Raw genomic sequence first — 13029 nt, forward strand, 5'->3', positions numbered from 1 at the left:
GAATTAAAAATGTGTATTAAAAAATAATACATATCTTTGCATTTGATTATATTATTAACAAATTAAATGGACCCCGATAGTTTTGTCAAACTTCTTATTGCCCTTTTCCTAGTATTACTTAATGGCTTCTTCGTAGCCGCCGAATTTTCAATCGTAAAAGTAAGATATTCACAAATTCAGATAAAAGCTGCAGAAGGCAATGCACTTGCTAAGAAAGCAGAATACATTATTAAGCATCTTGATGCATACCTTTCCGCTACACAGTTAGGGATTACCCTTGCCAGTCTTGCTTTAGGTTGGGTTGGTGAAAGCGCATTACATCATGTTTTCGAAGATCTGTTTCACCGCTTTGGTTTTGCCGTTGCAGACTCTACCATTACTACTGTTTCTGTAGTATGTAGTTTTCTGATCATTACAATTATGCACATTGTATTTGGTGAATTAGTTCCCAAATCTATTGCAATACGTAAATCGGAATCCACAACTTTCTTTGTGGCTTACCCGATGATTTTATTCTATAATGTTTTTAGACCATTTATTTGGTTAATGAATTCTATTTCCAACGCGTTTTTAAGGCTAATTAAAATTAATCCGGCTTCTGAAAATGAAATCCACTCTACAGAAGAACTACAACTTTTAGTAAAGCAGAGTGCAGATAGTGGGGAAATTGAAGAAGAGAACTACGAGATCATTAAAAACGCATTTGACTTTACAGATCATAATGCAAAACAGATTATGGTACCGCGCCAGAATATCTTTTCTATAAACATCAATGATGATAAGAAGGATATTGTCGAAAAAATGCTGGAAAGTGGTTACTCCAGAATACCTGTATATGATGGATCTATAGACAATGTTGTTGGTATTTTTTATACCAAAGAATTTATCCGGGAATACATTAAGAATTTTGATGAATGGGATGAGTTCGATATCAGAACACTTTTACATGAGCCTACGTTTGTTGTTGGAAGTAAAAAGATATCAGATCTTATGAAGGTTTTCCAGACTAAAAAGCAGCATTTAGCTATCGTTATCGATGAGTTTGGTGGTACTGAAGGTATTATTTCTCTAGAAGATATTCTTGAAGAACTTGTAGGAGAAATCCAGGATGAGGAAGACGAGGAAGAAAAGATTGTAGAGAAAGTAGGGGAGAATGTTTATTGGGTACAGGCATCTCAGCCACTGGAAGAAATAAATGAGCACCTTCCGGTAGACTTGCCAGAAAATCCGGAACAATATAACACACTGGCTGGTTTTATTTTACATGAGCTTAGTGATATTCCTGAAGAAAATCAAGAGTTTGACCTCAACGGCTATCATTTTAAAATTCTTAAAATGCAGAACCGTGGTGTAGAGATGGTGGAGATGATATATTTGGAACCTGTAATTGAAGAAAGACTTGCAGATGAAATGGGAGAAGCTTAATTCACAGAATTATGACAGTCCAAAACGAGAGTACGAAGAAGAAGTATTGGTTTTGGATCAGACGGATGATGTATATAAATTAGTTCTGCATAATGATGATGTCAATACTTTTGACTTTGTTATTGAATGCTTGATAGAGATTTGTAAACATACGCCGGAACAGGCAGAACAATGTACCCTTTTGGTACATTATAAAGGTAAATGTACCGTAAAAACAGGTGCAATGGATTTACTGAAGCCTATGCATCAGAAATTATTATCCAGAGGTCTGACTTCTGAGATTGTATAAAATAAAAAAGAAAGGCTTTCCCAACGGAAAGCTTTTCTTTTTAGTTCGCTTTTAAAGTCAATGTTTTTCCTTTCGGAACTTCATAAACATAGACAGAATTATTTTGTTGGATGAGATTGCCAGATCCTGATGTAGTAAACAACCCTTCAAAATTTGGTTTTATTTTTATTTGACCACCTTTTTCACTGTATATACTTACTTCGGTATTTTTACCATTCTTTCTTATAGCAGAAATTAGAAATGCACCGCTGGTTCTAAGATTTTTAAAGGATATATCTTTCCAATCTTCCGGTACTGCAGGAAATACGCGGGTAATTCCATTCCAATATTGTAGATAAAGCTCCTGGATACTCTGCATTCCCGCAAGAGGTGTTTCTATTACAGGACCGCTTTCTGCATATAATGTATTAGGTTTTACAAACTTTTGGATAAATGTTTTCATAATATCCCGGGATTCATTTCCACGTCCCATCATGGCTTTCATAGAGGCATGTCCTGTCAACGAATATCCTTGTAATGCTTCTGGCTTGCTTTGCCATGTATTAATGGATTTTTCAATGATATTATGATTTTCTGTCTGATCCCAGTTGATTTCGTAAAAAGGATATATCATCAATAAATGTGAATAATGACGATGAGATTCGGTATAAGGTACATCCTGAGCGATCATATAACCGCCTTCATTTACCGGGAAAGGAATAAGGTTTTGTAATATGTCCTGCCACTGTGGGTGAAGCTTATCTTTTTTCCCTTTTTTATCATCCATTTCGATAAGAGTCTTTAATCCCCACCGAAGTATAGAAAGATCATAATTAGTATTGAAGGCATATCCTCTAGAATATTCAGGAGAGTAAGTCCTGGCTTCCAGTTGGTATTTTCCATTTTTATTTTTTCCAAGAAGATGAAGGTAATAGTTAATGCTCTTTTTCAGCAAATCATATACTTTATTTCCCAATGCTTCATCTCGGGTAAAATCATAATGTTGATAATAATAGTATAAAAGCCACGTAAGATTTCCTGTCTCTGCTTCGGAATTGGTAATGGATTCATTACTGCCTTTTATGACGTTGACAGGAGCATACATATCAGGACCTCCGCTTCTCCCCAATGCTATAGAATTATATTGGTATTCTTTAGGAACATTTTTTATCAGGCTATTGTAATTCCGGTCTATTGCTTTGACCAAAGATTCTGCTAATTCCAGATGGTTGGCCATATAAAGAGAGGAATATGTCAGCTGCATATTGAGGTTATACCAATACCCCGGCCACGGTGTTTTATCGGTCCACGGACCTTGTAGATCTATTACCGGTTTATTTGCTCTGGTTGCTGATGCCAGTTTATAGAGCTGATAGTTGTAAAAATCCTGTAGCTCCTGATCTGGAATATTGAAAGATGACTTCGTATAATATTGATGCCACCAGGTCTGATGATTTTTTAATTTAGAAGAAAGTTTGTCCCATTTAAAGGTGGCTAATCTCTTTTCAGCATTTCTTCCTGCTTCATTATTATTGAGCTGATAATCGGTAGCAATCAAGATATACTTTAGATTATTCAATCTCCTTTCTGTATAAGCTACACTGTAGCCACCGCCGGCTAGCATAGGCTGGTAACTGGTAATTATACTATTGTGATTGGTTATCTTTGCTGTTGGATTAGGTAAGTAATTTTCAGGTTGTTTTGCGTAGGAGAAATTCTTTCTCGGGCTTTCAGATTTTTCAGGAACCCAGATAATTTCATATTTATTTTTATAATTCTGGTCGTCAACCTGCAATAAGATATAATCCTCTTCAGAAAAAGTAATAGCATTGATACGGATAATCCCTGAATTGGTTTTTATTTCTGCAGAGCTTTCAGCATTGTATAAATCGATATTGCCTACCGCATCAGTAATATTGTCCGAAAGTTTTACTTCAAAATATCCTAACGGAATACGGGGTCTTTCAAACAGATTTTCTTCACCATTGCGGTGGTCATATACATCCGTTCTTCCAATATTAATTTTGCATGAGGAAGAATCTTTCAGATAAGTCATTGTTCCCAACAGACCATTTCCGGTAAATACTCCCTGATAAATGGTCTTGCCTAAAGGAATAGTTTTATGGGCACTGGTATTCCGGATACTTTGAATAAATAGCTCCTGTGGAGAATTGTTATTTGTGGTCTGACTGTTATAGGTTGTAATGAAGCATAAAAATAAGATGAGTTTTAGACATTTGATCATGGTTATATAGTTATGGTAGTTTTTCTAGAACGGATAACCAAATGCAAAGTTAAAGGTTGGTTGTAGCGGTTTTATCCTTTTGAAATTCCAACGATCTCCTTCGGGCATATTGGGATCAAATATTTTATAAGCAAGATCCAGCCTCAGGGTAACATAAGCAATATTAAATCTGAATCCGAATCCGGATCCAATACCCAATTGCTTATAAAACTTATTGAACTTGAATTCATCCCCAATTCCTGTATTCTTCAAACTCCAGATATTTCCGGCATCGGTAAATAGTGCACCTTCTACAATTTTGGAAATAGGAAAACGATATTCGATATTTGTGGTTAGTTTTACATTATCCAGCATATAAGAACGTACATTCTGGTCAACCTGAATATCTGCAGGACCTAGTCCTCCAAATGCAAGCCAAGCTCTGATATCACTGGATCCTCCATTGAAATAAGATCTCATATAAGGCATAACATGAGAGTTTCCATATGGAATGCCAACTCCGATGAATTGTCTGAAAACTAATGTCCTTCTGCTATTAGAGAAACTAAAATATTTTCGGGCATCTATATCAAACTTCATGAACTGTGCATAAGGTACTCCAAATAGTCCTTTTTCTGAATTTTCACCTGCTATACCAGTAGTAAAGCTTTTGAAACTCTTATCTATAAGACTTAAGAAATTACCTGCTGTTTCAAATTTGAAACTAAAATAAGACGGATTAGGATATGCCTTGTTACCAATCTCATTATAGGTGAAATTATAGATCATGGAATTGATCACTACATCCTGAGTCTGTCGCTCTTTGTTAAGCAATGATTGCTGAAAGTTTGTGAAAATAGGATCGTTTTTAGCATCAATAGAATTCTGATAAGCGACATCACTCATAATAATTTTACTTACCTCATCCGTTGTTATTCTTCCGGTAGAATATTGCTCAGCAAGTGCCAGATTTTGCGCAAAGTATTTTCCGAACATTAAAGATCTATAGACATCATCCCTCGGGAACAGTTCGTAATATTTATCTTTATTACGGGTAAAGTTAAACTGGGTGTTGAAAAGTGTTAAACGATGTGTAATAATATCATTAACTGCAGCATTGTAGTTAAGCCCCATATTAAAGCTTATTCTGCCCAGACCAATATTGTTTTGTATAGAGGATCCTACAACAATAGATGAAGTCGGAGTGTATCTCTTGGGAATAAATTTGTAGTATTTAAACGGAACCAATAACCTTGGAACATTCAGAGCAACCTGTGCAGAAAGTTCGTAAGCATTAAAATAGGTGTTTGGGTTTGTAGCATTGTTGGTGGTTCCTATAATTCCTGAAAAACTTGTACTAAGGTTTTCTGCTCCGCCAAATATATTACGTGTAGTAAGTTCTACACTCGGAGAGAAACCTAAGTTAAGAATCTGAGAATAGTGAACATCCGTTGCAATTTTAAACTCATATTTTGGTAGCGGTGTTAGGTAGATATCGGTTTTTAATAAACTATCCTGTTCCTGTACAATCTCGAACCTGTTGATGTTGAAGTTATTCATCCCCACAAGATTCCTTTTTGTAAGGTCTATCTCCCTCTGGTTATATTTATCTCCTTCCCTTAGGACAACAGCAGTCCACAAGGCTCTGTTTTTATATTTTTTATCAGGATTGTAGAAATTTATCTTTCTCAGCGTTTCGTAATTTTCAGGTTTCAGCTCACCTTTATTTACCTGATCATCGGAGATATAAACATTAACATCTGAAAATTTGCTGATTACGTAAGGATTTTTTTGTTTTCCATCCTGTGCACTGTCTCTTTTGAATTCCAGAGTAAGAGGGACTTCTTTTCTGCTTTTCAGTGAATCCGCCGTAAAGAAGATCTCTTCATTAGAACCATTAAAATTATAATAGCCATTACTCCGCATAATATCGTTAATACGGGCAACTTCTTTTTCCAGATCTTCCTGATCCAGTACCTTGCCTGTTTTTATAAAACTCTTGGAATAATTTTGTTCATAAAGCAAACGTATAGGCTCTTCCGGAATATTATAATAGTAATCCTTAATCAGAGTAGGATCTTTATGTTCTATCTGATAGAGTGCAGATGCTTTTTTTCCTGTAGAATCTATTTTGTTAGTTCCGGTTACTTTAGCATCCCAATAGCCTTTATATACAAAGAATTTTCTGATTTTATCAGCACTTTTTTCTGTCGCAGCCTCATTTAATATAACAGGTTGCTGTCCTACATTATGCAGGAACCTATCCCAGAAAAGATTTTTACCAACAAGATTAGGGCGATTGTATTTTAAGGCAATAGAGTCCCTCAGTTTTTGTGTCCTCATTTGGCTAGGGTAGGTCATATACTCATTGAGTATAGTGTCCAGCTTCGGGTTAGCCATATTGTAAGCCCATAAACCAATAGGAGCGACAAAAAGAAATTTTTTATTAGGTTTCTGATTGACAAAATCCGGAACCTTATCCTCGAATAATTTTCCGTCTTTGTACTGAAATTTATTAGAGGTCAGTAAATAGGAGTCTTCAGGTACTTTTCGGGTAGAACATGCGTTGAGCAAAAAAAATGCAATTGCAGGTGCCGAAAATAAGTAATATTTTTGAAAATATTTTGAAGAATGCTTACCCATAATACCATTAAAACTTTACAATCTCTAGATAAAAAGAAATTCAGACAAAAATACAATTTGTTTTTAGTTGAAGGTAATAAAATCATTAGAGAATTACCAAATTCAGCATTCAAAATTCAGACCGTTTACTCCGTAAATCCCAATGAATTAGCTTTTAAAGATGTAGAGGTTTATCAAATTACTGAACCTGAGTTAAAAAAAATAAGTTTCCTTCAACATCCGAAAGACTCTGTAGCAGTGTGTATTCCTGTAGAACAAAAACTAAATAAGGAAAAGAAAATACGCCTGGTTTTAGATGGTATTCAGGATCCCGGAAATATGGGAACTATTATTCGTCTTGCTGACTGGTTCGGGATTGAAGAGATTGTGTGCAGCGATGATACGGTAGATTTTTATAATCCGAAAGTAATACAAGCCTCCATGGGATCGTTTACCCGAGTAAATATTGTATATACAACTCTTTCAGAGTTTTTACAAGATAAAAGTATACCTAATTATATTACTGATATGGATGGAGAAAATGTTTTCCAATCAGATTTTCCGGAAGCATTTAATCTTATTTTAGGAAATGAAGGAAACGGAATCCGTCCTGTAACAGAAGAACTCGCTGATAAAAAGATTAGCATTCCGCGTTTTGGCAGCAAACAGAATACTGAAAGTTTAAATGTAGCAATGGCTACAGGGATTATATTGGGTCAGATTTTTGGAGCAAAGTAAGGTGAATTCAACAAAAGTTCATTCAAATATTGGTCAACATATTTAAAATAGGCCCCCCCCCAAAAAAAAACATATACATTGTATTGTTTTTTCTTTTCAGTTAGTTTATGCCAAGTTCACGTTAAAATAGAAGACCCTAAATCAGAGAATCCTTACTGCCTTCTTGCTGCTGAGCTTCTTTTTCCTGCCAGTCCTCTATTAAAGAAGTTACTTTTCTCAATAAAATAGGAGCTCCATAGATAATAGCAAGTCCCAGAACTTTCTTCTTCCAACTGCTGTGGTAAAGGTTTTTCTTTGCAAAATTAGTAACCAAAGCAACTGTTCCAAGACGTATTGCATTGTCAACCATCGAATCTTTAATCGATTCGGCGTTTAGCTTGATACCTGTTTTTTGAGTGGTTTCTCCTTTAGAGTTTATGATAGGTTTTTCAATAAGAAATTTATCGGTAATACCACCAGTAATTACACTAAGTGATTCTTTTACATTATTAAAGCGGAGAAGATTTTCCATGTCTTTTATCTCTCCCCTCATAATTGCTTTTTTCTTTGCTAATTCATCAAGACTGTTATACTTAGCTCCCATTTTTTAATCGTTAAAAGATTTTAAAATAAAATTGGCAACGGTTCTTTTTATATTGTTTCTGAAGATGACAATTAATATAAGGCATAGCAGATAAAAACCAGAAACAGCAAAAAAGCCGTAAGAATAATTTCCCATCATTTTGCCCAGCCAGAAGGCCAGCCCAATGTTAAACAGAACCACGAAGAAGATAAGAGCGATCAGAGCACATGTCAGAAAGGTTAGAAAGCCTGCCGAAATGACTGTTTTTTCACTTACTTCTAACTTTAAGAGGTCAATTTTTTTCTCTATATAGTCGAAAATAATGTCGAACATAAGGAAGTGTTTTGTGTAAATATACAAAAAGATAATAAAAAAGGGACTTGAAAAAGTCCCTTTATATTTTAAAATTCAGGTTATTTCAGACCATCTAATTCAGTTTCAATGTCTTTTGCTACTTCTTTAGCTTTATCTGCAGCCTGAGTTTTGTATTTATCTAAACCCTCTTTTACGCTTTCTGTTACTTTGTTATAAGTATCTTTAGCCTGAGAAGCGAAAGTATTGTACTGATCTTTTACTTTCTCAGATACATCTCCGTATTTATCTTTAGCCTGATCTTTCAGATCGTTTGCTTTAGATCTTATTTTTTTACGTGTTGCTTTTCCTTCTTCTGGTGCGTATAGCATGCCTAAAACAACTCCTGCTGCTGCACCTGCTAATAATCCTGCTAATATTCCTGCTGTGTTCTTTCCTTTTGCCATTTTAAATAATTTTTAGAGTTAGTATTTTGTTGTATGGTTGAAAAATTAATTTGATAAAGATATTTAAACAATTAATATACCAAAGAAAGTATTGGGATCTTAAATTTTGTTAAATGTTATTAATAAGTCAAATAAATAATCTTTCTGTTTAAAGGTAAGAAATTTATCGGATATAAGATAATATTAAAGCAATAGTTTCTTCTTTGTTCAAATAGGTGTTATCTATAAGAATAGCATCGTCAGCCTGCTTCAATGGTGAAGTTTCGCGTTCACTGTCAATTTTGTCACGCATCAGCAAATTAGCTTTTACTTCTTCCAGGTGGGCTTCTGTCCCACCTGCCAATAATTCCTTATATCTGCGCATGGCACGTTCGTCTGGACTTGCTGTCATAAAAAATTTGTAATCAGCATCAGGCAATACCACAGTACCAATATCTCTTCCATCCATTACAATTCCGCCATTTTCGGCCATTTGTCTTTGCATCGACAACAAGAAAGCTCTTATTTCAGGCTGTTTTGCAACCTCACTTACATAATCGGATACTTTCGGATCTCTTATTTCAGCGTCAATATTCTTGTTGTTTAAGAATAACTGAAGATTTCCGTCGATATTTCTGAACTCTAAGCTGATATCATTAAGATGACTGATAAGTAAAGGAATATTAATGTTGTTGTTTTCCAGATAATGCTGAATAGCGAATACTGTAATACCACGATAAAGAGCGCCGGTATCCATGTGGATAATTCCTAATTCTCTGGCGATAATTTTGGAAATTGAACTTTTTCCGGTGGATGAAAATCCGTCTATGGCAATTACAGGTTTCTTCGTCATAAGTTTGTGTAAATATTAATAAAAGAACTTTAAAAGTTCTCAGACAATCCTTTTCTCTGGTACAAAAATAAATTATTTTGAAGCTTCTTCAAATAAATAATTTTACCTGTTGCATTTCGTGAGATTTCATTAAATTTGCTACCGAAAAAATAAAAATGAAATTTCTGTGTTTTTATTTATAGTAATGATCCGCACAGGGGTTACATTTTAATGAAATACAGGCTGCTAAAGAGCAGTAAAATAAAATCTTAACGAATGAAATATAAAAGAATTCTCCTAAAACTAAGCGGCGAAGCCCTTATGGGAAATCAGGAATATGGTATCGATAGCCAGAGACTGAAAGATTACGCAACGGAAATTAAGAAAGTAGTAGATTTAGGTTGCGAGGTTGCAATTGTAATAGGAGGAGGAAATATTTTCAGAGGTGTATCTGGTGCGGCAGCAGGAATGGACAGAGTACAAGGTGACTATATGGGAATGCTGGCAACTGTTATCAACGGAATGGCGTTACAGGGAGCTTTGGAAGACCAGGGGATTAAAACACGTCTTCAGTCTGCTATTGAGATGGATAAGGTTGCAGAACCATTCATCAAAAGAAGAGCAGTAAGACACCTTGAAAAAGGAAGAGTTGTAATCTTCGGTGCCGGAACTGGTAACCCTTACTTTACAACTGATACAGCTGCAACATTGCGTGCTATCGAAATCAATGCAGATGTTATTCTTAAAGGTACACGTGTAGATGGTATCTACGATAAGGATCCTGAGAAAAATGAAAACGCTGTTAAATTTGAAAACCTTAGCTTCGAAGAAGTTTTTGCAAAAAATCTTAAAGTAATGGATATGACAGCATTTACTTTAAGCCATGAAAATAAATTGCCTATCATTGTATTCGATATGAATAAAGAAGGTAACCTTACACGTTTGGTAGAAGGTGAAAATGTAGGAACACTAGTAAACTAAACAAATCGGATATTAAAATTATTAGCGGTTAGTGATTACCGTAAACTATTAAACTAAATAATAATATTATGGAAGAATTAGAACTCATCGTAGCATCGGTAAAGCAGGAAATGGATGCTGCAATCAAGCACTTGGACTATGCTTTTCAGAAAATCAGAGCGGGTAGAGCTTCTACTGCTATGGTACAGGATGTTATGGTAGAGTACTATGGTGCTCCGACTCCTCTTAATCAGGTTGCTAACGTTTCTGTTCCGGATGCAATGACTATTGCAATCCAGCCTTGGGACAGAACAGCAATTAATGCTATTGAAAAAGGAATCATTGTTTCCAACTTAGGTTTTGCACCTTCTAACAATGGTGAAATGATTATCCTGAATGTTCCGCCTTTAACAGAGGAAAGAAGAAAGGAACTTGCAAAGCAGGCTAAATCTGAAATGGAGTCTACAAAAGTTACTATCCGTAATGCACGTCAGGACGGAAATAAAGAACTAAAAAGACTTGAAGGTGTTTCTGAAGATATTATTAAGAGTACTGAAGCTGAAATTCAGGATCTTACTGATGCCTACATTAAAAAAGCTGAAGAGTTATTAAAAGTGAAAGAAGCTGAAATTATGAAAGTATAATCATAATTGCTATTCTTATAAAATAAAACCTTCCATCCGGAAGGTTTTTTTATTGCTTTTGATTTACTTATTTTGTTAAAAATTATAACCATGAATATAAATGTTAATCGGATCATACTGGGACTTGTGCTCTTTGCCGCAAGTGTACACGGGCAGGATAAGAATAATGTAGGCAGTAAGGAACAGAAACCGAATATTATTTTTATAATGACAGATGATCATTCTAAAAGAGCTATGAGTGCTTATTCACATGATCTTATAGAGACACCTCATCTGGATAAGATAGCAGAGAAGGGAATCAAATTTAACAATGCATTTGTAACCAATTCTATATGCGGACCATCAAGAGCTGTTTTTTTAACTGGAAAATTCAGCCATATCAATGGCTTTAAGTCCAATGATGAGGATGTCTTCGACGGAAGCCAGCCAACGCTGCCGAAATACCTGAAAGAAGCCGGTTATTATACTTCAATTATTGGAAAATGGCATTTGGGATCAGTACCTCAGGGATTTGATAAGTTTGATATACTTATTGATCAGGGAGAATATTATTCGCCACGTTTCTTTAACGGAAAAGATACAGTGGCCGTTCCGGGCTATGCAACTGAGTTGATTACTGAAAAGGCAATTCAGCTTTTTGAAGAACAAAAGAATTCAGGTAAGCCTATATTTTTGATGTTACATGAAAAAGCACCACACCGCAACTGGTTGCCTAATACAAAAGATCTGAACAATGTAAAAGATAAGGAATTTCCTTTGCCAGAAACTTTTTTTGATGATTACAGAACACGTTCTCAGGCTGCATTTAAGCAGGATATGAGAATTGAAAATATGTTTTTGGGATACGACCTTAAAGTTTATTTGAAACAGGCAAAAGATGAAACCGGAACGGGCGGAGATTCGCGTAATAATTCTTTTACATGGTTGGGAGCGGATTTATCCAGAATGAACAAAGAACAACGAGCAGCGTGGGATCAGTATTATAAGCCAATTTCAGATGCTTATTACAGTAATAAACCTATTGGAACAGATTTACTCAAATGGAAATACAACAGGTATATGAATGATTATTTGAAAACTGTGAAATCTGTTGATGACAATGTAGGGGAGCTAATGGAGTATCTGAAAAAGAATGGATTGGATAAAAATACATTGATTATTTATACATCAGACCAGGGCTTTTTCCTTGGGGAACATGGTTGGTATGATAAACGATTTATGTACGAACCTTCGCTTCAGATTCCTTTGGTGATGAGCTATCCTGGGCACATTAAAGAAAATATAACAGAAAATGCTTTGGTACAGAATGTAGATCTGGCGCCCACTATACTGAAGGCTGCAGGTTTACCTGTTCCGAATGATATGCAGGGAAACTCCCTGACGCCATTCTTTTCAGGACAGAAAGTAAAGAAGTGGAAAGATAAACTGTATTACCACTATTACGAGAATACGGTTCATCATGTTGAAAAGCATCTTGGAATCCGGACAAAACAATATAAACTTATCTATTTTTATGATATTAAAGACTGGGAGCTTTATGACCTGAGTAAAGATCCTAATGAGGTTAAAAACCTGTATCATGATCCGCAATATAAAAAGACTGCAGATAAGCTAAAGCTGGAATTAAAGGAACTAATCAAAAAGTATAAGGACACTACAGCTGTTGAGTTTTAATCAGTAATATCTGTTATAGCGGAATATGGGTTCCGCCATTAGGATTATGGCTGCATTTGCCTACGCATAAAACCGTTAAACTGGAGGATTTTGCACTACAGTATTCGCAATGGTACTGGGTTTTCTGTCCGCCTTCATAAAGCAAATGTCTTTTTTCTGAAGGATTGCTGTCGCAACGTCTGGAAAGCAGAGATGATATACTATTGGCTTTGGTACCGCAACATTTACAAAAATAATTTGCCATAACTGATTTAGATTTGGGTGTTGATTTATACGAGCAAAAATATTAGCGATGAACGACAAAACATGTCGTTCATTTTTTTATTTTTGGTTTTTATAAAAA

The 13029-nt window shown here is 35.2% G+C and carries 13 protein-coding genes; 6 read left to right on the top strand and 7 right to left on the bottom strand.

Annotated elements, in window-relative coordinates; genetic code table 11:
• Window positions 1–66: 66 nt before the first annotated feature.
• Both BAZ10_RS08135 and BAZ10_RS08140 read left to right on the top strand, forming a co-directional pair.
• Window positions 67–1425 carry a hemolysin family protein gene (locus BAZ10_RS08135; RefSeq protein ID WP_078771624.1) on the top strand — a complete coding sequence of 453 codons (1359 nt, stop codon included), beginning with the start codon at window positions 67–69 and terminating at the stop codon, window positions 1423–1425.
• A complete protein-coding gene (locus BAZ10_RS08140) occupies window positions 1406–1714 on the top strand; it encodes an ATP-dependent Clp protease adaptor ClpS (protein ID WP_034868812.1) in 309 nt (102 codons plus the stop codon). The genes BAZ10_RS08135 and BAZ10_RS08140 overlap by 20 nt, the downstream gene beginning before the upstream one ends.
• Window positions 1715–1754: 40 nt before the next feature.
• On the opposite strand, the gene BAZ10_RS08145 is transcribed toward BAZ10_RS08140, so the two are convergent.
• Both BAZ10_RS08145 and tamL read right to left on the bottom strand, forming a co-directional pair.
• Window positions 1755–3938, bottom strand: coding sequence for a glycosyl hydrolase family 95 catalytic domain-containing protein (locus BAZ10_RS08145; RefSeq protein WP_078771625.1), 2184 nt, complete (start codon window positions 3936–3938; stop codon window positions 1755–1757).
• Between the two features lie 24 nt (window positions 3939–3962).
• Entirely contained in the window at window positions 3963–6560 is a 2598-nt protein-coding gene (gene tamL / locus BAZ10_RS08150) for a translocation and assembly module lipoprotein TamL (RefSeq protein WP_078771626.1), read from the bottom strand.
• Here tamL and BAZ10_RS08155 point away from each other — a divergent pair.
• The gene (locus tag BAZ10_RS08155; RefSeq protein WP_165689709.1) at window positions 6549–7277 is read left to right on the top strand and encodes a TrmH family RNA methyltransferase; all 729 of its coding nucleotides are present in this window, start codon (window positions 6549–6551) and stop codon (window positions 7275–7277) included. The two genes, tamL and BAZ10_RS08155, sit on opposite strands and share 12 nt — an antisense overlap.
• A 136-nt stretch (window positions 7278–7413) precedes the next feature.
• On the opposite strand, the gene BAZ10_RS08160 is transcribed toward BAZ10_RS08155, so the two are convergent.
• The 4 genes from BAZ10_RS08160 to cmk all read right to left on the bottom strand — a co-directional run bounded on the left by BAZ10_RS08160 (window position 7414) and on the right by cmk (window position 9429).
• The gene (locus BAZ10_RS08160; RefSeq protein WP_078771627.1) at window positions 7414–7860 is read right to left on the bottom strand and encodes a hypothetical protein; all 447 of its coding nucleotides are present in this window, start codon (window positions 7858–7860) and stop codon (window positions 7414–7416) included.
• A gap of 3 nt (window positions 7861–7863) precedes the next feature.
• Window positions 7864–8172 carry a phage holin family protein gene (locus tag BAZ10_RS08165; protein ID WP_059323502.1) on the bottom strand — a complete coding sequence of 103 codons (309 nt, stop codon included), beginning with the start codon at window positions 8170–8172 and terminating at the stop codon, window positions 7864–7866.
• Window positions 8173–8252: 80 nt separating this feature from the next.
• Entirely contained in the window at window positions 8253–8597 is a 345-nt protein-coding gene (locus BAZ10_RS08170; RefSeq protein ID WP_009087681.1) for a YtxH domain-containing protein, read from the bottom strand.
• Between the two features lie 163 nt (window positions 8598–8760).
• On the bottom strand, window positions 8761–9429 hold the full coding sequence (gene cmk / locus BAZ10_RS08175; protein WP_078771628.1) for a (d)CMP kinase: 669 nt from the start codon (window positions 9427–9429) through the stop codon (window positions 8761–8763).
• A 255-nt stretch (window positions 9430–9684) separates the two neighbouring features.
• On the opposite strand from cmk, the gene pyrH reads away from it, so the two are divergent.
• The 3 genes from pyrH (at window position 9685) to BAZ10_RS08190 (ending at window position 12686) form a co-directional block, all read left to right on the top strand.
• Window positions 9685–10389 carry a UMP kinase gene (gene pyrH, locus BAZ10_RS08180; protein WP_009087679.1) on the top strand — a complete coding sequence of 235 codons (705 nt, stop codon included), beginning with the start codon at window positions 9685–9687 and terminating at the stop codon, window positions 10387–10389.
• A gap of 68 nt (window positions 10390–10457) precedes the next feature.
• Complete coding sequence (gene frr, locus BAZ10_RS08185; protein ID WP_078771629.1) at window positions 10458–11012, top strand: ribosome recycling factor; 555 nt, start codon at window positions 10458–10460, stop codon at window positions 11010–11012.
• A gap of 90 nt (window positions 11013–11102) precedes the next feature.
• The gene (locus BAZ10_RS08190) at window positions 11103–12686 is read left to right on the top strand and encodes a sulfatase family protein (RefSeq protein ID WP_078771630.1); all 1584 of its coding nucleotides are present in this window, start codon (window positions 11103–11105) and stop codon (window positions 12684–12686) included.
• A 13-nt stretch (window positions 12687–12699) separates the two neighbouring features.
• Here the strand turns inward: BAZ10_RS08190 and BAZ10_RS08195 are convergent, their stop codons facing one another.
• Window positions 12700–12930 carry a hypothetical protein gene (locus BAZ10_RS08195; protein ID WP_078771631.1) on the bottom strand — a complete coding sequence of 77 codons (231 nt, stop codon included), beginning with the start codon at window positions 12928–12930 and terminating at the stop codon, window positions 12700–12702.
• Window positions 12931–13029 lie beyond the last annotated feature (99 nt).

The organism is Elizabethkingia occulta, from assembly GCF_002023715.1.
Lineage (GTDB): Bacteria > Bacteroidota > Bacteroidia > Flavobacteriales > Weeksellaceae > Elizabethkingia > Elizabethkingia occulta.